Raw genomic sequence first — 19,442 nt, 5'->3', positions numbered from 1 at the left:
AGGGCGGTTGCCGATTCGATGTGCTGCGGCACTGTTTGCCTGCCGACCGTGCTGCTTCTTTGATGCCGATCAAAGCATAGCGCGCGCAGCCCTGCATTGTACGGCGATAAGGAGATCGACAATGCCGGAAATGAAAGACCTGACACCGAACTTCCGCCACGTGCGGCTTCTTCTTGCGCGCAGCACGGCTCATCCGCAGGGCGAGCCGGACGAAGGTTACGACCTGCTCCTGCCGCTCGACGAGAGCGGACGGCTCGACACCGCCACCTGGAAGACGCACCAGGCCTTTTGCCGCGTCCGGCGTTTCGGCGAGGAAGGTGAGGCGCGGATCGGCCGCTTGCGGCGCAAACCGGGCGGCCAATGGTATTTCGACTATGAGGAAGGCGATGTGGATGACGAGATCGGCTTCCGGCTGGGAGAGGAAAGCTTCGTAACCGGCGAATATGTCTCCATAAAGCAGGACGGGACCATGCGGACGTATCAGGTCGCGAGGGTCGAGAAGCCCTGAACAGGGAACGCGCCGATTTCGCGGAAAATGCACCGGAAACACGTCAAGCGAGGGTGAAATGTACAGGCATATCCTTATTGCGACCGATGGTTCGGAATTAGCGGCCAGGGGCGTCGAACACGGTCTGGCCCTTGCCGGCCCGCTGAAGGCGAAGGTGACGGTGCTCAGCGTTTCGGAACCGCTGCGGCCGACCGCGACCCGCGCGGCCATGATGGGTGGCGTCGACGATCCGGTCGCCCGCTACGACCAGCAGATCGACGACGACATGAAGAAGCGCTTCCAGTCGATCGAGCAGCGTGCCACCGAGCATGGCATCGTCGTCGATCTTGTCCATGAGATCGACGACTTTCCCGCCGAGGCCATCGTCAGGACGGCCAGGCTGAAGGACTGCGACCTGATCGTCATGTCATCGCATGGCCGGCGCGGCGCGGCACGGTTGCTGCTCGGCAGCCAGACCGCGGAAGTGCTGGCCCATACCAAGCTTCCGGTGCTCGTCGTCCGCTAGCGCGGGGCAAAGGCGAAACGCACCGGATCGATCAAGGCTGTCCCTTCCCTACAGGAACAGTCTGACCAGCAGCGGGATGATCAGCGAGGTCGCGATCGCGTTGAGCGCCATGGCGATGCCGGCGAAAAGCCCGGCGGTGTTGTCGACATCGAAGGCACGTGCCGTCCCGATGCCATGCGAGGTCAGCCCGACCGCGAAGCCGCGCGCCGCATAGTCCTTGATCCGCATGGCATTCATGAAGGGCGTGACCACCAGCGCGCCGACGATGCCGGTCAACACGACCAGGACGGCCGTCAGCGAAGGGTTGCCGCCCATCGACGCCGAGATCGCCATCGCCACGCCGGCCGTCGCCGATTTGGGCAGGAAGGACAGAAGCACGTCCTGGGAAAGGCCGGCCCATTTACCGAGGATCATGATCGACAGCGCGGCGGAAAGGGAGCCTATGACAAGGGCCGCCGCCATCGGCAGCAGCGCTTCCTTCACCTGACGCCACTGGCGGTAGAGCGGCACGGCGATCGCCACCGTGGCCGGACCGAGCAGGAAGTGGATGAATTGCGCGCCCTCGAAAAACCTTTCGTAGGGCACGTCGAAGACCTGCAGGGTGCAGGACAGAAGCACGATGGAAATGAGGACCGGATTGGCCAGCGGGTGACGGTTGCACCGCACCGAGATGCTGGTGGCGGCGATCCAGATGAACAGCGTCAGCGTCAGCCACAGAAGCGGCGAGGTGGAAAGATAGACCCACAGTTCCGCAGGGTGTTTCATGAGCTATGCCCCCTGCCCGCCAGCCGCCGGACGATGATGAAAGTCCACACCGTGGCGGCGAGCGTGAAGACGGCCGAAGCGACGAGGATTGCCAGCAGGATGACGGCCTGGCTCTGCAATGCGCCCCACAGCGCCACGATGCCGACGCCGGCCGGCACGAACAGCAGGCCGAGATTGGCCAGAAAGCCGTCGGCAGCGGTTTCAGCCTCGGCAAAGAGGCCAAGGCCGAGCATCTTGCACGCCTGCATCGCGGCGAAGAGGAGGACGAGACCCACCACCGGCCCCGGCAGCGGAATACCGGAGAGGAACACGGCGCTTTCGCCGAGCAACTGAAACAGCAGCAAAAGTGCAATTCCCTTGATCATCCGTGATCCTTTCTCCGGTGGGGCACCAGCGGCAGGCTATGATGGCGCGACGGCCGGGTCCATCGCCATGGATCGTGTTTCCACGGTCCGACGCAGCGGGCCCCCGCCGCCAGGCTAGACATGATCAGGACAGCAGGGCTGGCTACGGCTAACGCGCTTTGCCGTTGCCGGTGTGGCCTTGCAGCATGGTCATGAACGGGGTGACGGCCTGATCGATGTGCACACCCGAGATGCGCCTCCTGGCATGCGTCTCCGTCTGCGCAAAACCGTCGACGCCGGTCTGTTCGGCGACCACCAGCGCGGCAAATTCCGATGCCGCCCGCCGGATCCTGCCGGCAAGGCTTGCCCCGGCCTCGCCGTCGCCGAAATCCTCGGTCGCTGCGAAGACGCCTGTCGGCACCACCACGGCGCGCAGATAGGTGAACAGCGGCCGCAGCGCATAGTCGAGGACCAGTGAATGCCGTGCCGTGCCGGCCGTTGCCGCAATGATGACCGGCATGCCATTGAGCGCTTCCGTATCGAGCACGTCGAAGAACATCTTGAACAGACCGCTATAGCTTGCGGTGAACACGGGCGTGACGGCGATGATGCCGTCGGCCGTGCTGATCGCTTCCTTCACCCTGGCCAGCTTCGGCGTGGAAATGCCGCCGGCGCTCATCGCGGTGGCAAGGTCGACGGCGAGGTCCTTCAGCTCGACGACCTCTATCTCCGCGCTTTCGCCGCGTCCGCCGATCTGTGCCGCGACGGCCTGGGCAATGCGGTCGGCGAGCAGACGCGTGGAGGACGGTTGGGACAGGCCTGCACTGAGAACGAGGATACGACGCGACATGACATCATCCATTTCTGGGAAAAGAGGGAAGCTCCGCCCCGGTGCGGGGCGAAGCTATCTTTCGGCCGGCTCAGGCAGCAGCTTCGGCTTCGGCTTCGAGGTTGGTGGCAGAAATGACCTGCCGGTATTTCGAACCCGGTCCCTGCGCCACCAAGGCGGCATGGCTGGGCGGATCGCTCGGCACATGGGCCGGACGCCTCGCCTCGAACTCGCGGCGCAGCACCGGCACCACCTCGGTGCCCAGGATCTCGATCTGCTCCAGCACGACCTCTTCCGGCAGGCCGGCGTGGTCGACCAGGAAAAGCTGGCGCTGGTAATCCCCGACATAGTCGGCGAAGCCCAGCGTGCGCTCGATGACCTGTTCGGGCGAACCGACCGTCAGCGGCGTCATCTCCGTGAACTCTTCCAGCGAAGGCCCGTGGCCATAGACCGGGGCATTGTCGAAATAGGGCCGGAACTCGCGCACCGCATCCTGGCTGTTCTTGCGCATGAACACCTGGCCGCCGAGGCCGACGATGGCCTGATCGGCGCTGCCATGGCCGTAGTGCTCGAAACGCGACCGGTACAGTTCCACCATCTGCTGGGTATGCTCCTTGTTCCAGAAGATGTGGTTGTGGAAGAAGCCGTCGCCATAGAAGGCGGCCTGCTCGGCAATTTCCGGGCTGCGGATCGAACCGTGCCAGACGAAGGGCGGGGTCTCGTCGAGCGGGGCCGGCGCCAGCGTGAAGCCGCGCAGCGGCGTGCGGAACTGGCCTTCCCAGTCCACCACCTTCTCGCGCCACAGACGCCGCAGCAGATGGTAGTTCTCGATGGCCAGCGGAATACCCTTGCGGATATCCTTGCCGAACCACGGATAGACCGGCCCGGTGTTGCCGCGCCCCAGCATCAGGTCGACGCGCCCGTCGGCCAGATGCTGCAGGACGGAGAAGTCCTCGGCGATCTTCACCGGATCGTTGGTGGTGATCAGCGTAGTCGCGGTTGAAAGCTGCAGCCTCTCGGTGCGAGCCGCAATCCAGCCGAGCATGGTGGTGGGCGAGGCCGGCACGAAGGGTGGGTTGTGATGCTCGCCGGTCGCAAAGACGTCGAGCCCCACTTCCTCAGCCTTGAGGGCATATTTCATCATCGCCTTCAGGCGCTCGGATTCGCTCGGAGCACGCCCGGTGGTGGGATCGAGGGTCACGTCGCCGACACTGAAGATTCCAAACTGCATCGTTCTTTCCCCTTGCGTTTGCCGCGCAAGTCCGCGCGGAAGGTGGCCGCCGGATCGGTGGTCCGGTCGATTTGCCGATGCTTCCAATTAGGGAAAAACCGCCGGCAGTTTCAGGTGCCGTCCGGTGAACAGTCAGTCAATGCTGGCGGCAGCGTGGTTTCCAGGCAGTCTGCCGGACTTTCCCAAAGCATCCGCCGGGTCATGGCTTGCTGTCGTTCACGATATATTATGACGCATTGGCTAGCCCTCTTATGGTGTAATGCTGTCGTCGCTGGCAGCCGAAGCACACCAGGGGCGCCGGGGAATGCAAGCTGTGAAGATTCTTAAGCCTGAGGACGTCCGTACCGGGCCGCCGGCGCCGGCGCAGTCCAACGAGCCGAACCCGTTCTTCCAACCCTGGATACTGGACAATGCCCGCCGCCACCTGCTGGCCCCTCACGAGCGGTTCATGCTCGCCGGAGACGAGCGGCGGATCATCCTTCCGCTGGCGGTCGACCGGCGTATACCGGGCTGGCTGCCGACGATTGCCCACATATGGGGCCACAAGCACTGCTTCGATTCGACACCGCTGGCGCAGAACCCTTCCCGCGACGATGTGAAGTCGCTGTTCGATTCCCTGGCCGGAGAGGGCATCGACATATTGAGGTGGCGGCGCCTGCCGATGGATACCGCCTTTGCCGCGGCGCTGCTCGAGTTCCTGAAGGGCCAGGGGCTGGCGCATGAGGAGACGAAGAGCTACGAGCGCTCGCTCCTGATTGCCGACGGCAGCGGTCCGGACAGCTTTTTCGACCGTCTCGGCAAAAGGCGTCGCAAGGATCTGCGCCGGCGCCGGCAACGCCTGTCCGAACTGGGCGAGGTGGAATTCGTGACCTATCAGGGCCGGCATGACGCGATGCAATGGTGCCACGACTTCATCGAACTGGAGGCTTCGGGCTGGAAGGGGCCGTCCGGCACCCGCACCGCGATCGGCTGTTCCGAAAGCGAGCGTGCCTTCTTCGAAGCCATGGCGAGGGACGGTGCTGCCAGCGGGAACATCATCGTTCACAGCCTGACACTGGACGGCAAGCCGGTTGCGATAACCGTCAACTTCCGCTCCGGCACATGGGTCTGGGCCTACAAGGTGGCCTATCGCGAGGATCTCGCCAGCCTGTCGCCGGGCGTGCAGCTCGAGGTGGAAGGCAGCCGCGCATTCCTCAGCGATCCGGGGATTGCCTGCGTCGATTCCTGTGTCGCATCGGGGCGCAGCCTGATGAACGACCTGTGGCCCGGCCGTCGGGCGATGGCGGAATTCCTGATCGCGGTCCGGCCGTCCGCCAATCCGATGGTCCGCACCAGCGGCCTGCTCTGGCGCCGCTATCTCGCGCTGAAAAATGCGGCAAGGGATACGATCAGGAGCCGGCGTTTCCCGCCCCGGGCTTCGGCTGCTGCATCCGCATAGAGGCCCGCTGCCTGTCCAGAAGATCCATGTAGATCTGTTCGACCACATCGGCCAGATGCGTATAGTCGCGATTGGCCTTGACCCATGCCGGGCCCCGGGCGCCCATGGCCTCGGCCTTTTGCGGGTCGGCGAACAGGCGCGCCACGCCTTCCGCCATGGCCTTGCCTGAAAATGCGGTGACGAAGCCGGTGCCGCTGCCGTGGATCACCTCGTTCTGGTCATAATGCACGGTACCCACGACGGGGCGGCCCATGGCCAGATATTCGACCAGCTTCGTGGGCGTGGCGACCTGCTGCGCGGCATCCATCATGAACGGCGAAAGGCACACATCGGCGCGCTTCACCCAGCCGAGTGCCTCGGCCAGAGGCAGGCGTCCGGTAAAGATCACGCGGTCGGACACGCCGAGTTCTTCCAGCCTGGCATCGAGCCGCTTCCGCTCGAAATCGGACACCGCACCGATCAGCACCAACACGGCGTCATGGCCTTCGGCGACCAGTTCGGCCAACGCGTCCACCGTCAGATTGGTCAGGATGCTCACGACATTGGCGCACAGATAGGCCAGGCTCTTTTTGCCGGCCAGGCGTGGATCATCCGCCGCCCGGATGGAAGCGATGTTGTAGCGCTCGGTCGAGACACCCATGGGGATGGGCGTCATCTTCTGCATCGCTATGCCACGGAAGCCGACGCGCTCACGCATGCGCTTCGACTGCACGATGACATGGCTGCTGAGCGGCAGCGCCACCTTGTAGAACAGGAAGTCGGCGACAGTCGCATAGACAATGCGCACCAACCGCGATGGCCAGCTCATCGGAACCAGGTTCTTGAGGGCATCGCGCAGCCGTCCCTCCAGCACCGGATAGCTCATCCAGAACAGGCACGGCGTTCCGGAGATCCTGCCGGCCAGGGCATAGGTAATGGCCCACAGGGGCTGATCCCTGATCTGGATCAGGTCGTAGTCGCCGCGCGCCGCCCGCCACGCCAGCTTCAGCCGGAGCCAGTTCTCTGCCATGCGGTAGCGCAACGCACCGAATTTCCCCGACATCTGGCGGCGCGCCACATGGAACCGCTCGGCGCCGCGCTCGTCCACGCGCGCCGGTCCATCCTGGAAAGGACGCAGGCTCCAGTCGATCTTCAGCCCGCGGCCGACGAGATGGTTGGAAAACAATTCGACGAGATCGACGCGGAAGGCCGGATAATCGTCCGGCGCCACGAACAGCATGCGCGCGCCGGCCAGCGGTCCCTGTGCCGGGACCCGTTCGGAAGCTTCGGCTTCAGCCTTCATGACCAGGCTTGTCATCGAGACCTCATGGAGAAGAGCGCCGGGACAGAAAGGCACGCGCCCTTTTCAGATATTGCCACAGCACCTTGTTGCGGCGCATCAGGTGCTTCACCGCCTCGGCAGACCGGATCGCCGCGATCGTGGCCGAACCGAGCGGCGTGAAGGCGGCATATATGTCATCCAGTTCATGGATGATATCGCACCAGTGCGTCTTGTATTCCTCGTAGCCGACGCCGAGATCGAAGGCGGACAATCCCCGTTCGCAACATTCCTCGACATGCCGGAACAGGAGCGCCCGGCCGGGACCGTAAGAGACCAGTTCGTCACTGGCGTAGGTGGAGAAGTAGGCATTGACGCGGCCGCGATGGATGCCGGAGCCCTTCACCGCCCGCATCGTGCCATCGACGGAAAGTTCCATCATCTCCAGGATAGGCTCTTCCATGGCCATGGAGCGGTCGAGGAGTTCGTGGAAGAAGTCCTGCACCCCCGGTTCGGCAAAGCTGTCGGCCTTGCCTTGCTCAGCGAGCCTCTGCCCCTTGTGCTCGAAAAAGAAATCGAGCGCCGCACCGGCACGGGCGGGGTCGCGCAGCGTCGCGTAGCGCAGGACGCCGAACTCCCCCATCTTGCGCTCCTGCTTGCGGATGCTTTTCCTGCGCCTGGAGCCATCGGTTTTCTTCAGCACGGCGTCGAAACCGCCGGCGAGATCGAACGAATACCCTTCCGTCGACGAAGGGCGGCTCGGCAGGCCGGCAAGCGGCTGGGCCACGCCGTCATGGGATTTCGGCGTTCTGGCAAGCACCGCACAATCGGCATCGCCGAGCGCCCGGCCGAGCATCCTTTCAATTTCGGCGCGCCCCAGCAAGGCCATGGCCGCGACCGCTTCCATGCTCCAGAGCCCGAAATTGTAGCCGGAATGATCGCCGCCGATCCATGTCGCCATGCGCGCCGGACCAACCTTCGAAATCGCCAGCGGCAGAATGAAAGCCGGCTGGCCGTGAAGCCTGCCCAGAACGATGGCGGGGCGAGCCTTCAGGTGCGGCAGGACATGCGTGACGTAGGAATCGACCCAGTCGTAGCGCTGGAAAACGGTCGTCACGCCCTCCGATTCGAGCCGGCGCCATTCCCGTTCGATATCCGACGGCCTGTCGAACCTCTCGACTTCGAAGCCGGAACCCGTTCGATCGACTGTTCCGGCCTGCGCCGCTGTGCTGGTGACCGTATTCGGCTGCGAGGTCATCTTTCCTGAAGCTCCCTGGACCCGTTGCCGGTGCGAACGGGTCAAGTCGGCCAACCGTACGGGCGTGCCACGCCCGGTTTGAAGCATATCCCCGGTTAAGGAAAGGTCTTGAAACTATTGCAAAATGGAAATCAAGGGGAAATCCCGTGCCGTTTGTCACGAAGAACAGGGTCGAAACCGAAACGCCGACCACGTGGGGTGCGCCGGCGGCAGCGATGCCGGCCGGCCGTGCCGGAGCTTGACGGCGCCCTCGCACGGAACAGTTGAGCGGCCCCGCCGGGCCAATCAGCTCAGCGGGAAGCCCAGCCTGGTCACCATATTCAGCCAGGGCCGGCGCCAGCCGCCCTTTTCGTCGGCCGTGTCCAGCGCGTACATGGTGATTTCCGCGCCCAGCCAGCGGAACGGCTCCGGGGGCACCACCGTCGGCATGGAGGTGGCGAATTCGAGGTGGCTTTCCGGCTGTCTGGAGCCGTTCAGTATGTCCAGCCCGATGCGCGCGCCGAAGCGCGAGGCCGAGACGCCGAACCCCGAATAGCCGCCGGCATAGACCGCCTTGCCGCCATGGTAGCGCTGGAAATGCACCGCCATGCGCGTGGTCAGGTCGATAGGGCCGCTCCAGGCGTGGGAAAAGCGCAGGCCGTCGAGCTGCGGGAAGGTCGAGAAAAAGGCGCCGGCCAGCGGCTCGTAAGTGTCCAGTTCTTGGTCCACGGACGGCGAGATTTCGCCGCCATAGGCATAGGCGAGCCGCCCGCCGAAGATGATGCGGTTGTCCTTGGTGAGGCGCATGTAGTTCATCTGCGTGCGGGTGTCGTAGACGCCTTGCCGGTTCTGCCAGCCGATCGACTGCATCTGGGCATCGGAAAGCGGCTCGGTGGCCAGCACGCGGTCGCGCACCGCCACAACGCGCCGCTTGATGCGGCGGTCGCCCTCGGCGAAGGCGTTGGTGGCCAGAAGCACCTTCGGTGCCTTGATCCTGGCACCGATCGAGGTCTCGACGATCAGCGTGGCTCCATTGTCGACCACCCGCTTGAGCCGGGTGTTCTCGTAAAGCCGGACGCCGAGTTCGATCGCCGCACGCTTCAGGCCCCAGGCCAGAAGGGCCGGATGCACCGTGCCGCTGATGTTCTTCGACCAGATGCCGCCGAAATAGCGCGGCGAGTTGATCTGTGCGCGCACGCCTTCCGTGTCGAGCAGGGTGGAGTCATGGCCATGCTCCAGATGCAGCCGGTGCTCGTCCGACAGCGCCGGCACGTGGTCCGGATCCACCGCGACGGTCAGTTCCCCGCCCCATTCGGCGTGGCAGTCGATGCCATGCCGGGTAATGGTGTCGAGGAAACCGTGCATGTTCTCGTGGCCGAGACGCTCCAGTTCGTCGATATCCTTCGGGAAGATGCGCGCGGCGTTGGACAGGCCATGCATGACCGAGGTCGAGACGACGCCGCCGGGCCGGCCGGAAGCGCCATGGGCAACCCGGCCCGCCTCGATCAGCACCACGTCGAGATCGGGGTTCTGCTCCTTGGCCTGAATGCCGGCCCACAGGCCGGTGAAGCCGCCGCCGGCGATCAGCAGGTCGCATTGGGTCGCGGTCTCCAGCGGAAACCTGGTATCGGGCGCATCGGGCCGATCGAGCCAGAACGGCTTCATCGTCACGCCTGAAAGCGCTTTGCGGGCCTGTTGGGTCATGACTTTGCTCCTGAAGGTGCTTCGGCCGGGATTTCCCGCCGCGGCGGATCGCTCGCTCAGGCCTTTGGCGTATGGAGGACGTAGATCTTGCGCATGGTCTCGAGCACCTCGAAGCGGCCCTCGAAACCGGCGGTCAGCACATAGGATTCCCCGGGACCGAAGGTTTCGACCTTGCCGTCCGGGTCGGTGATGGCCAGCTTGCCGGAAACCACCGTGCAATATTCGGTGCTGTCGGGATAGGACAGGATCTCGGCATAGGGCGTCGATCCCCAGGTGCCGATGACCAGCGAGCCGTCGGCGGTCTCGAAATGCACTTCGCCCCGCTCGTTGGCGGCGCCCGAAATCACCGCTTCCGGCGGCACCACGGAGCATTTTTCGAGGCCCGCGGCGCCTGCGCCGTCGCGGCCAATGCGGATGATGGAGGTCATGTCTTCGTCCTGTTCTTTAGGGTTCGGTTTGTATTTTGGAAGCGGCCGCAGGGCGCGGCCGCTTCCGGTACTTGCATCGCAACCGCGGCCGCGAAGTTGTTAGGGCCTGCCCGGCATCAGGGCTTGCGATAGACCTCGTTGCCGGCAAGGTACGTCGCCTCGATCTTGCGCTCGCGGATCGAACGGTCGAGCGGATCGGCCAGCGTGCCGTCGATGACCACGAAGTCCGCCCATTTACCGACGCTGATCGAGCCGATCTCGGCGCCCCAGGGCGTCATGTCGGCACCGGCCTGGGTGTAGGCGTGGAGCGCCTGGTCGAAGTTGACCGCTTGCTCGGCATGCCACGGACCGTCGCCGAGGCCGAACGGGCTCTCGCGGAACACGGCGTCGTTGATCTGGGTGAGCGGGCTGAGCGGCGAGGTCGGCCAGTCGGAGCCGAACACCAGCGGCACGCCGGCATCGAGCATGGAGTGCCAGACATAGGCGCGCGGCTCACGCTCCTCGCCGATGCGCTCGGTGATGTACTTGCCGATCGTGCCGGTGGCATGGTTCGGCTGCATCGAGGCAACGACCTCGAGATCCTTGAAGCGCTTGACGTCGTCGGTCTCGACGACCTCGATATGCTCAATGCGGTTCGGCTGGGCACGCGGCACGGCAGCTTCGGCGAAAGCATCCAGAACCAGGGTGACGCCGCCGTCGCCGATGGCATGGACGGCCGTGGGGAAGCCGTTCTCGTTGGAGGCGCGGATGGCCGCCGCAAGCTCTTCCTTGCTCGTGAAGGGCTTGCCCTTCCAGCCATGCTGATCCGAATAGTCCTCTTGCAGATAGGCGGTGCGGGTGGAAAGCACGCCGTCGATCACGGATTTGGTGTAGCCGAGCTTCAACAGCGGGCCCTTCTTCTCGACCTCACCGGACTCGGCCATCACCTTGTCGACCGCGTCACGATCCTTCACCGCGCCGGCGATGACCTTCGGGTCGCCCTCGAAGAAGCCGTACCAGACGCGCAGCGGCATTTTCTTGTCGGCGGCGATCGCGGCATAGTCGTGCACGCCAGCGAGGTCGCCCATGTCGTGGACACCGGTGATGCCGAGGCTGTTGGCGAACTTCATGGTCTCGAGCAGGCCCTGCCGGCGCTCGGTCTCGGAGACCTCGGGCATATGCTTGTCGATCAGGTCGCGCGCGCGTTCGAGGAGGATGCCGCTCGGCTCGCCCTTGTCATTGAGCACGACCTGGCCGCCTTCTGGCACTTCCGACTCGGCTGTGACGCCACCCACTTCGAGCGCCTTGGAGTTGACCCAGACGGAGTGGAAGTCGATGTCGCGCAGCATCACCACGCGATCCGGCACGACGGCGTCGATGTCTTCCTTGGTCGGCAGCTTGCCTTCGCCAAGCGTATAATCCCAGCCGCCGCCCAGCAGCCAGGCGCCCTTGGGCAGGCGTGCGTCGGCTTCCTTGATCTTCTCCAGCCAGGTCTTCTTGTCCGGGATGTAGGAAAGATCGACGCCGGTGACCATGTTCACGCCGAAGTCCAGATGAGTATGGCCGTCAATGAAGCCAGGCGTGATCGTCTTGCCGCCGGCGTCGATCACCTTGGTGTCGCCATCGGCCAGCGCCCTGATCTCCTCGTCGGTGCCGATGGCGGTGAACTTGCCGTCCTCCACGGCGAAAGCCTGGACCTTCGGTTTGGCGGGATCGACCGTGCGCACGTCGCCGTTGACGACGATCAGGTCGGCCGCCGCCCATGCCGGTTGCGCGGCGAACGCCAGGATCGCCAGAACCGATGTCGCGCCCATGGCGCGGATGCCTGTTGGCAGCTTCATCAAACCTCCTCCTCATGCGGCCGGACCAACTGTCTCCGGCTGGCCGCATCGCCGGGATTTCATATGATGACGTAAGGGATAGCAGAGGCGGAATACTCCATCGGGCTAGGTACAGCGTACCCGCTGAGGGCGATTTCCCCCGGCGGCAAAATGCGCTAAAGAAGATCATAGCGAGCCGTGAACAACGGGCGCATTGCGGCCAGCCATGCTCGGCCGAAGAAACAGCAAACCGGAAATGCAAGCCGACATGACGGCCGCCAGCACCCCGCCCCTCAACTCGATCGCGGTTTCACTGATCGCGAGCATCGGTCGCACGGATTTCCAGTTCGAGATGGCGCGTACTCTGCGCCAGTTTCTGGCCATCGATGCGGGACTGATCCTGCTTTACCGCAGGGGCAGCGCGCCGCGTATCCTGTACAATGATTGGGTGACCCGTCGCGGCCTGTCCGACATCCAGCGTTATCTGGGCGGACCCTACCGGCTCGATCCCTTCTATCAGCTTGCCGCCGACAACCCGACCGACGGGCTCTACCGGCTGAGTGAGATCGCGCCGAAGCGTTTCGACAACAGCGCCTACTATCGCGACTACTACCGCTATTCCGGCCTGCAGGACGAATTCAACTTCATGTTCTCGCTCGACAGCGACCGCAAGGTAGCGATCTCGCTGGGACGCGGCCGGGCGCTGGGCAGCTTCAACCGCGACGACGAGGCTTTGCTGGAAAGCGTCGCGCCGCTTCTGCAATCGGCCGTGATACGTCACTGGCGCGAGCTTCGGCCGGAGACGCTGGAGCCCTCCTCGACCTACCTGAACCACGCGCTGGGACAGGCGCTGGCGCGGTTCGGCAGCTCCGTGCTGACCGAACGCGAATGCGAGGTGGCGAACCTTATCCTGCGCGGCTATTCGCTGAAGGGGGCGGCGGAACGGCTGGGCATCTCGCCCGCCACCGTAAAGCTGCATCGGCGCAATCTCTACGCCAAGCTCGACATCAATTCGCAAACGGCGCTGTTCGCGCTGTTCATCGAAGCGGTATCGGCTGCCGGCAGCCTCTATGAGGACCCGCTGCAAAGCTATCTCAAGCGCCCATCAGCCAATATCGGCTGACCGGCAGCACCCTCGTCAGGCTGCGAGGGCCGCGCCGTCCTTCTTTCCGCGCGTCAGCAGCGAGGCGATCAGCAGCCCCGTCACCACGATGCCGAGCACGATGGTGGAGATGGCGTTGATCTCCGGCGTGACGCCGAACTTCACCTGCGAATAGATTTTCATCGGCAGGGTCGTCGCACCCGGGCCGGTGGTGAAGGACGAGATCACCAGGTCGTCCAGCGACAGGGTGAAGGAGAGCAGCCAGGCCGAGACCAGCGCCGGCAGCACATTGGGCAGCCCCACCTTGATGAAGGCCAGCGCCGGTGGGCAGCCGAGGTCGCGCGCGGCTTCCTCCAGCGACCGGTCCAGCTCCATCAGGCGCGATTGCAGGATCACGGCGGCAAAGCACATGGTGAAGGTGGTGTGGGCGATGGTGATGGTGACGGGTCCGCGATTGATGCCGAGGGTGACGAACATCAAAAGCATGGACACGCCCATCACGACCTCGGGCATCACCATGGGCGCCGCGACCATGCCGCTGAACAGGTTGCGGCCCCGGAACCAGCCGAGCCGCACGAGGATCAGCGCCGACAACAGGCCAAGGAACGTGGCGATGGTGGCGGAGATCGCGGCGACGGTGAAGGAGATGCGGGCGCCTTCGAGAATCGACTGATTGGCCAGCACCGTGCCGTACCACTTGGTGGAGAAGCCGCCCCAGACGGTGACCAGCCGCGATGCGTTGAAGGAATAGATCACCAGCACCACGATCGGAATGTAGAGAAACGCCATTCCGACGGCGATGGATACGGTGTTGAACCAGGAGAACCTGCGCATTGCCTGCCTCTCCTACATGCGGGTGCGCGCGAGGCGCGATTGCACGGCGATGATGGGAACGACCAGGATCGCCAGCAGGATCACGGTGATGGCGGAGGCGATAGGCCAGTCGCGGTTGTTGAAGAACTCGAGCCAGATGGTGCGGCCGATCATCTGCGTATCGGCGCCGCCCAGCAGGTCGGGGATGACGAACTCGCCGATGGCCGGGATCAGCACCAGCGCGCAGCCCGCCGCCACACCCGACAGGCTGAGCGGGAAGGTGACGCGCCAGAAGGCGGCAAAAGGCGAGCAGCCGAGATCGCGCGCGGCCTCGACCAGCGTCTCGTCGGCGCCGCTCAGCGCCGAATAGATCGGCAGCACCATGAACGGCAGGTAGGTGTAGACGATACCGATATAGATGGCCGTCTCGGTGTTCATGATCGCGAGCGGCGAGGAGATCACGCCGAGCTTCAGGAGCAGCCAGTTGAGCAGCCCGTCATTGCGCAGGATGCCGATCCAGGAATAGACGCGGATCAGCAGCGAGCTCCAGAACGGCACGATCACCAGGAACACCAGGATGGGACGCCAGCGATCGCTGGCCCGCGAGATGCCGTAGGCCAGCGGATAGGCGACCAGAAGCGTGATGAAAGTGGAGATGACGGCGATCTTCACGCTGGAGAGATAGGCGCGCACATAGATGTCGTCACGCAGCAGGAAGGCGTAGTTCTCGAAGTTGAGCCTGAAGGACAGCACCAGCCCGTCGCGGCTGAACAGCGGCGTGTAGGGCGGCATGCCGAGGCGCACTTCGGACAGGCTGATGGCCATGACCAGCGCGAAGGGCGCCAGGAAGAACACCAGCAGCCACAGATAGGGCGGCAGGATCAGGAGGGCGCGGCCGAAACGGTTTGGCGTTTTCATGCCCGCCTCCTCACTCGGTCAGCAGATGCGCGGCGCGGGCATCCCAGCGCGCCACGACCGGATCGCCGACGGCGAAGTCGTCGCCAAGGCCGTGATTGATGCGCAGGGCCTCCAGCGTCGCCCCGCTTTCCAGCCGCAGCCAGTAGCGGCGCTCGGCGCCGATGTAGCTGACATCCTCGATGGTGCCCGGCAGCCCTTCGCCGGACGGCCTAAGCTCGATGCGTTCCGGCCGCACCGACAGCCAGACGCGGTCGCCGGGACGCACGCCATCGATGCGCTGTCCGAGCAGGCGCCCGCCGGCCTCGTCGCTGTCCAGGGCGATGCTCTCGCCGTCGCGCTCGCCCGCCACGCCTTCATAGATGTTGGTTTCACCAAGGAACTTGGCTACGTAGCGCGATGTGGGCGTCTCGTAGACCGCTTCCGGCGTGCCGATCTGCAACACCTTGCCCTGCTTCATGATGGCAATGCGCGACGATACGGTCATCGCCTCGTGCTGGTCGTGGGTGACGATGATGAAGGTGAGGCCAAGCTCCTTTTGCAGGCGCACCAGCTCATGCTGGGTCTGGAGCCTGAGATTCTTGTCCAGCGCCCCCAGCGGCTCGTCGAGCAGGAGCACCTTGGGCCGCTTGACCAGTGCGCGGGCGAGCGCCACGCGCTGGCGCTGGCCACCGGAAAGCTGTGCGGGCTTGCGCTCCAACATCGGCTCCAGATGCAGCTTTTCGGCCACCTCGGCGATGCGCTTGCCGATCTCGGCGCGGTCGACGCGATCCTGCACCAGTCCGAAGGCGATGTTCTTGCGCACCGTCAGATGCGGGAACAAGGCATAGGACTGGAACATCATGTTGGTCGGGCGGCGATGCGCCGGGATTTCGGTGACGTCGGCGCCGTCGAGCAGGATGCGGCCGCTGTCCGGCGTCTCGAACCCGGCCAGCATGCGCAGCAGTGTCGACTTTCCGCAGCCGGACGGACCCAGCAGCGAAAAGAATTCCTCCTGCCCGATCCCCAGCGAGATGTCATCGATCGCCGTGAAGGCCCCAAAGGTCTTCACGACATTCTCGATCGAAATGAAGGACGGACTGGACACAGATCGGTTCCTCGAAGTGGATGGCGCATGCCTCGCGGATCGGCCGACCGGCGCCGCACACGCTCTCACCCCGCAAAAAGCGCCCGAACGTCGCCGTCCGGGCTCTGGAAGGGGCTCGGTTGTCAGTTTCCGCCAGACCGGAAGGTGGTCCACACGCGGGTGCGTTCGCGCGTCTGGCGCGGCGGCAGGGACTTGTCAACGAACAGCTTCTCGCGCACGTCCTGCGACGGGTAGATGTTCGGGTTGGTGCGGATCGACTCCTCCACCAGTTCCGTCGCCGCGGCATTGGCGTTGGCGTAGTAGACATAATTGGAGATGTCGGCCACGGTCTGCGGTTCAAGAATGTAGTTGATGAAGCTCAGTGCCAGTTCCGGATGCGGCGCGTCGACCGGGATCGCCATCGTGTCGAAGGAAATGATCGTGCCTTCCTTGGGGATCCGGTACTCCACCGCCACGCCCGCATCCGCCTCCTCGGCGCGCGAAGCCGCGATGCCGGCATCGCCGCTCCACATCAAGGCAAGGCAAAGCTGGCCCGAAGCCATATCGGAGACGAGCTGGCCGCTCTGCATGTGGCGGATATAGGGACGCAGGCCAAGCAGCAGCTTCTCCGCCTTTTCCAGATCTTCCGCATTGGTCGAATAGGGATCGAGGCCGAGATAGTTGAGGGCGATCGGAATCACCTCGTTCGGCGCATCGACCACGCCGATACCGCAATCCTGGAACTTCTGCGCGATTTCCGGCTTGAAGAAGATATCGAGGCTGTCGGTCGGCGCATCCGGCAGACGCTTGGACACAAGGTCCGGATTGTAGGCGATACCGGTCGTCAGCCACATATAGGGCACGAGATATTTGTTGCCGGGATCCTGCTCGGCGAGCAGCTTGAGCAGGTCCTTGTCGAGGTTGCCGTAGTTGCTCAGGCTCGCGGGGTCGATCGGCTGCAACGCGCCTGCCTGGATCATGCGCTCACCGACCGTGGAGCTCGGATAGACCACGTCGAAGCCGCTGCCGCCGGTCAGAAGCCGGGTTTCCAACACCTCCAGCGAATCGAACAGGTCGAGCCGCGTGTCGATGCCGGACTTGGCGATGAAGTTGGAAATCGTGTCCTCGGCAAAATAATCCGAGAAATTGTAGATGTGCAGGGTCTCGGCCGCACCGACCGGCGCGGCGGCCAGAATGCCGCCCACAGCCAGAACTTGCGCAAAACGCTTGAGCATCGATCAATCCTCCCCAGGGATCGTCAGCAGAAAATGACGGGTTCCGGAGAAGATTGTCATGCACTCACTTTTAATTCTATCTTGGGCATTCGAACTTTGCTTTGAGCTTTTTCAAACAAACTAGGGGAGACCATGCTGAACCAGCTTTCGGCCTCGGACATGCGGGCCCTGAACGTGTTCGCCTGTGTTGCGGAGGCCGGCAGCTTCGTCGGGGCGCAGGAAATCCTCAACATCAGCCAGTCCACCATCTCCGTGCAGCTTTCGACGCTGGAGGCACGGCTGGGCTATCGGCTGTGCGAGCGTGGCCGCGGCGGCTTTCGCCTCACCGAGCGCGGGCATGCCGTGCTCGACGCCTTCAAGGAACTGCGCACCTCCATCGCCGGCTTCCGCTACCGGCTCAACGACCTGGGAGCCAATGCAGTTGGCACGCTGCGGCTCGGCATACTGGATAATGTCATGAGCGAGCCGACCTTCCGCATCGTCGATACGCTGCGGGCGTTCCTCAACCGTGCCCCGGACGCCAAGATCGAGATCACCCAGGACACGCAGCAGCGACTGCGCGACGCCATTCTGGAAGACCGGCTCGACCTTGCCATTGGCTGCTTCGACACCCAGAACCTGGCGATCCGGGCCGTCGCGCTCTATCAGGAGCGCCAGCACGCCTATTGCGGCGTCGGCCATCCACTGTTCGGCCTGCCACGGGAAGCGATCTCGCAACGCCAGATCGAGGAAAGCGACTGGGTGCAGCGTGGCTATTTCCTCGGGCGCGGCGATCATTACGGGTTCGACGTGGTGCGTTCCACCGCCATTGCCGCCAGCATCGAGGCGGTCGCCATGCTGATCATGGCCGGCCGCCATATCGGCTTCCTGCCCAGCCACTATGCCGGACCTCACGAAGCTGCCGGGCGCCTGTATCACCTTTCCCCCGAAACCTTGACGGTGGACCGGGCGTTCTCGATCATCTCGCGCTCGGAGCGACAGGACACGCCTGTGATGACGGTGTTCCGCGAATGCCTGCAAGAGGTGGGGATGGACAGCGCGGCCAGCGCCGAACAGGAGGAGCCGGCCTGAGGCGAGCCATTCTTTGATTTCGCATAAAGTAAGCTTGCAAATATTTTCAATTTTTCAATTGAAGCGACGCGGTATCCTGTCGCCTGGTGATGGCATCGCGAAGGGAGAAGAACGACATGGACAACAGGCAATTCAACCAGCCGATGGGTGGCAACGAGATGCCCCGCTTCGGCGGCCCGGGCACGATGATGCGCTTGCCGCAAGCTGCCTCGGCCGAGGGGCTGGACGCCTGCTTCGTCGGTATTCCGATGGATATCGGCGCCTCCAACCGCTCCGGCACGCGCTACGGGCCACGCCAGGTGCGCGCGGAATCGGTGATGATCCGCCCCTACAACATGGCCACCCGCGCCGCGCCCTTCGAAAGCCTTCAGGTGGCCGATGTCGGCGACATCGCCATCAACACCTTCAACCTGCCCGCCACCGTCGGCCTGATCCGCGATGGCATCGCGCGCATCCTGGAACAGGATTGCATCCCGCTCACCATCGGCGGCGACCACACGCTGACCTATCCGGTGCTTCAGGCCATGGCCGAAAAGCACGGGCCGGTGGCGCTGATCCATGTCGACGCCCATGCCGACATCAACGATACCATGTTCGGCGAGAAGATCGCCCATGGCACGCCTTTCCGCCGCGCCTATGAGGCCGGCTGCCTGAAACCCGATCTGGTCTTCCAGATCGGCCTGCGCGGCACCGGCTATACGGCAGAGGATTTCGACTGGTCACGCGACAAGGGCTTTACCGTCGTGCCGGCCGAGGAATGCTGGCACAAGTCGCTAGCGCCGCTGATCGCCGACATCAAGGCACGCATCGGCGACCACAAGGTCTACCTGTCCTTCGATATCGACAGTCTCGATCCGGCCTATGCGCCCGGCACCGGGACGCCGGAGATCGGCGGCCTGACCGTCATCCAGGCGATCGAGCTGATCCGCGGCTGCCGCGGCCTCAACCTCGTCGGTTGCGACCTTGTCGAGGTCAGCCCGCCCTTCGACACCACCGGCACCACGGCGATCACGGCGGCCAACCTGCTCTACGAGATGCTCTGCGTGCTTCCCGGCGTGAAGTACAAGGACGCCTGATCGGGACGCCTGATCGATCCGGAGCGGCCGGCAGGAACGCCCGAACGCAAAAAAACTCGCGCCTTCCCATGTCCCCCGGCATGTGGAAGGCGCAGCTTCATTCGAGGACATTGAAACG

19 protein-coding genes are annotated in these 19,442 nt (G+C 64.1%); 6 read left to right on the top strand and 13 right to left on the bottom strand.

From position 1 onward, the window contains the following. Positions 1–121: 121 nt before the first annotated feature. Together ACVCNR_RS18550 and ACVCNR_RS18545 are read left to right on the top strand one after the other, a co-directional pair. A complete protein-coding gene (locus tag ACVCNR_RS18550) occupies positions 122–508 on the top strand; it encodes a hypothetical protein (protein WP_447075965.1) in 387 nt (128 codons plus the stop codon). A gap of 58 nt (positions 509–566) precedes the next feature. After that, positions 567–1,013, top strand: a complete 447-nt coding sequence (locus ACVCNR_RS18545) for a universal stress protein (protein ID WP_354195348.1) — start codon at positions 567–569, stop codon at positions 1,011–1,013. Positions 1,014–1,061: 48 nt separating this feature from the next. Here ACVCNR_RS18545 and ACVCNR_RS18540 read toward each other — a convergent pair whose 3' ends face one another. From ACVCNR_RS18540 to ACVCNR_RS18525, 4 genes are all read right to left on the bottom strand, one after another. Next, positions 1,062–1,778, bottom strand: a complete 717-nt coding sequence (locus ACVCNR_RS18540; protein WP_354195350.1) for an LrgB family protein — start codon at positions 1,776–1,778, stop codon at positions 1,062–1,064. Then, complete coding sequence (locus ACVCNR_RS18535) at positions 1,775–2,143, bottom strand: CidA/LrgA family protein (protein WP_354195352.1); 369 nt, start codon at positions 2,141–2,143, stop codon at positions 1,775–1,777. The genes ACVCNR_RS18540 and ACVCNR_RS18535 overlap by 4 nt, the downstream gene beginning before the upstream one ends. A 148-nt stretch (positions 2,144–2,291) precedes the next feature. Continuing rightward, positions 2,292–2,972: an FMN reductase gene (locus tag ACVCNR_RS18530; RefSeq protein WP_447075964.1), complete on the bottom strand. Its 681-nt coding sequence runs from the start codon at positions 2,970–2,972 to the stop codon at positions 2,292–2,294. 70 nt (positions 2,973–3,042) lie between these two features. Beyond that, positions 3,043–4,182: an LLM class flavin-dependent oxidoreductase gene (locus tag ACVCNR_RS18525; protein WP_447075963.1), complete on the bottom strand. Its 1,140-nt coding sequence runs from the start codon at positions 4,180–4,182 to the stop codon at positions 3,043–3,045. Between the two features lie 313 nt (positions 4,183–4,495). Here ACVCNR_RS18525 and ACVCNR_RS18520 point away from each other — a divergent pair, with 313 nt between their 5' ends. Beyond that, positions 4,496–5,620, top strand: a complete 1,125-nt coding sequence (locus tag ACVCNR_RS18520) for a GNAT family N-acetyltransferase (RefSeq protein WP_447075962.1) — start codon at positions 4,496–4,498, stop codon at positions 5,618–5,620. Here the strand turns inward: ACVCNR_RS18520 and ACVCNR_RS18515 are convergent. From ACVCNR_RS18515 to ACVCNR_RS18495, 5 genes are all read right to left on the bottom strand, one after another. Next, the gene (locus ACVCNR_RS18515) at positions 5,571–6,917 is read right to left on the bottom strand and encodes a glycosyltransferase (RefSeq protein WP_447075961.1); all 1,347 of its coding nucleotides are present in this window, start codon (positions 6,915–6,917) and stop codon (positions 5,571–5,573) included. The genes ACVCNR_RS18520 and ACVCNR_RS18515 overlap by 50 nt on opposite strands. Before the next feature lie 7 nt (positions 6,918–6,924). Further along, positions 6,925–8,136, bottom strand: a complete 1,212-nt coding sequence (locus tag ACVCNR_RS18510) for a GNAT family N-acetyltransferase (RefSeq protein WP_447075960.1) — start codon at positions 8,134–8,136, stop codon at positions 6,925–6,927. A 285-nt stretch (positions 8,137–8,421) separates the two neighbouring features. Next, positions 8,422–9,819: an NAD(P)/FAD-dependent oxidoreductase gene (locus ACVCNR_RS18505; protein ID WP_447075958.1), complete on the bottom strand. Its 1,398-nt coding sequence runs from the start codon at positions 9,817–9,819 to the stop codon at positions 8,422–8,424. 56 nt (positions 9,820–9,875) lie between these two features. After that, positions 9,876–10,247, bottom strand: coding sequence for a cupin domain-containing protein (locus tag ACVCNR_RS18500; protein ID WP_447075957.1), 372 nt, complete (start codon positions 10,245–10,247; stop codon positions 9,876–9,878). Between the two features lie 116 nt (positions 10,248–10,363). Beyond that, a complete protein-coding gene (locus ACVCNR_RS18495; RefSeq protein ID WP_447075956.1) occupies positions 10,364–12,067 on the bottom strand; it encodes an amidohydrolase in 1,704 nt (567 codons plus the stop codon). Between the two features lie 247 nt (positions 12,068–12,314). Here ACVCNR_RS18495 and ACVCNR_RS18490 point away from each other — a divergent pair, with 247 nt between their 5' ends. Continuing rightward, on the top strand, positions 12,315–13,169 hold the full coding sequence (locus tag ACVCNR_RS18490) for a LuxR C-terminal-related transcriptional regulator (RefSeq protein WP_354195370.1): 855 nt from the start codon (positions 12,315–12,317) through the stop codon (positions 13,167–13,169). Between the two features lie 15 nt (positions 13,170–13,184). Here ACVCNR_RS18490 and ACVCNR_RS18485 read toward each other — a convergent pair whose 3' ends face one another. From ACVCNR_RS18485 to ACVCNR_RS18470, 4 genes are all read right to left on the bottom strand, one after another. Then, positions 13,185–13,982 (bottom strand): ABC transporter permease, encoded by a 798-nt coding sequence (locus tag ACVCNR_RS18485; protein ID WP_354195372.1) that lies wholly within the window; start codon positions 13,980–13,982, stop codon positions 13,185–13,187. A gap of 12 nt (positions 13,983–13,994) precedes the next feature. Then, positions 13,995–14,879 carry an ABC transporter permease subunit gene (locus tag ACVCNR_RS18480; RefSeq protein ID WP_447075955.1) on the bottom strand — a complete coding sequence of 295 codons (885 nt, stop codon included), beginning with the start codon at positions 14,877–14,879 and terminating at the stop codon, positions 13,995–13,997. A gap of 10 nt (positions 14,880–14,889) precedes the next feature. Further along, positions 14,890–15,963, bottom strand: a complete 1,074-nt coding sequence (locus tag ACVCNR_RS18475; RefSeq protein ID WP_447075954.1) for an ABC transporter ATP-binding protein — start codon at positions 15,961–15,963, stop codon at positions 14,890–14,892. A 122-nt stretch (positions 15,964–16,085) separates the two neighbouring features. Continuing rightward, positions 16,086–17,177, bottom strand: a complete 1,092-nt coding sequence (locus ACVCNR_RS18470; RefSeq protein WP_447075953.1) for an extracellular solute-binding protein — start codon at positions 17,175–17,177, stop codon at positions 16,086–16,088. Positions 17,178–17,309: 132 nt separating this feature from the next. Between ACVCNR_RS18470 and ACVCNR_RS18465 the strand changes: the two genes are divergently transcribed. Both ACVCNR_RS18465 and speB read left to right on the top strand, forming a co-directional pair. Beyond that, on the top strand, positions 17,310–18,248 hold the full coding sequence (locus tag ACVCNR_RS18465; protein WP_447075952.1) for a LysR family transcriptional regulator: 939 nt from the start codon (positions 17,310–17,312) through the stop codon (positions 18,246–18,248). A 116-nt stretch (positions 18,249–18,364) separates the two neighbouring features. Further along, positions 18,365–19,324 (top strand): agmatinase, encoded by a 960-nt coding sequence (gene speB / locus ACVCNR_RS18460; RefSeq protein ID WP_447075951.1) that lies wholly within the window; start codon positions 18,365–18,367, stop codon positions 19,322–19,324. Positions 19,325–19,442 lie beyond the last annotated feature (118 nt).

It is taken from the genome of Aquamicrobium terrae (assembly GCF_052978165.1).
The sequence above is the reverse complement of the archived record's forward strand: the minus strand, read 5'-3'. Positions and strand labels throughout refer to the sequence as shown.

Coding starts and splice junctions, on each gene's coding strand:
- ACVCNR_RS18550 (WP_447075965.1), top strand. CDS start 122: ATGCCGGAAATGAAAGACCTGACACCGAACTTCCGCCACGTGCGGCTT.
- ACVCNR_RS18545 (WP_354195348.1), top strand. CDS start 567: ATGTACAGGCATATCCTTATTGCGACCGATGGTTCGGAATTAGCGGCC.
- ACVCNR_RS18540 (WP_354195350.1), bottom strand. CDS start 1,778: ATGAAACACCCTGCGGAACTGTGGGTCTATCTTTCCACCTCGCCGCTT.
- ACVCNR_RS18535 (WP_354195352.1), bottom strand. CDS start 2,143: ATGATCAAGGGAATTGCACTTTTGCTGCTGTTTCAGTTGCTCGGCGAA.
- ACVCNR_RS18530 (WP_447075964.1), bottom strand. CDS start 2,972: ATGTCGCGTCGTATCCTCGTTCTCAGTGCAGGCCTGTCCCAACCGTCC.
- ACVCNR_RS18525 (WP_447075963.1), bottom strand. CDS start 4,182: ATGCAGTTTGGAATCTTCAGTGTCGGCGACGTGACCCTCGATCCCACC.
- ACVCNR_RS18515 (WP_447075961.1), bottom strand. CDS start 6,917: ATGACAAGCCTGGTCATGAAGGCTGAAGCCGAAGCTTCCGAACGGGTC.
- ACVCNR_RS18510 (WP_447075960.1), bottom strand. CDS start 8,136: ATGACCTCGCAGCCGAATACGGTCACCAGCACAGCGGCGCAGGCCGGA.
- ACVCNR_RS18505 (WP_447075958.1), bottom strand. CDS start 9,819: ATGACCCAACAGGCCCGCAAAGCGCTTTCAGGCGTGACGATGAAGCCG.
- ACVCNR_RS18500 (WP_447075957.1), bottom strand. CDS start 10,247: ATGACCTCCATCATCCGCATTGGCCGCGACGGCGCAGGCGCCGCGGGC.
- ACVCNR_RS18495 (WP_447075956.1), bottom strand. CDS start 12,067: ATGAAGCTGCCAACAGGCATCCGCGCCATGGGCGCGACATCGGTTCTG.
- ACVCNR_RS18490 (WP_354195370.1), top strand. CDS start 12,315: ATGACGGCCGCCAGCACCCCGCCCCTCAACTCGATCGCGGTTTCACTG.
- ACVCNR_RS18485 (WP_354195372.1), bottom strand. CDS start 13,982: ATGCGCAGGTTCTCCTGGTTCAACACCGTATCCATCGCCGTCGGAATG.
- ACVCNR_RS18480 (WP_447075955.1), bottom strand. CDS start 14,879: ATGAAAACGCCAAACCGTTTCGGCCGCGCCCTCCTGATCCTGCCGCCC.
- ACVCNR_RS18470 (WP_447075953.1), bottom strand. CDS start 17,177: ATGCTCAAGCGTTTTGCGCAAGTTCTGGCTGTGGGCGGCATTCTGGCC.
- ACVCNR_RS18465 (WP_447075952.1), top strand. CDS start 17,310: ATGCTGAACCAGCTTTCGGCCTCGGACATGCGGGCCCTGAACGTGTTC.
- speB (WP_447075951.1), top strand. CDS start 18,365: ATGGACAACAGGCAATTCAACCAGCCGATGGGTGGCAACGAGATGCCC.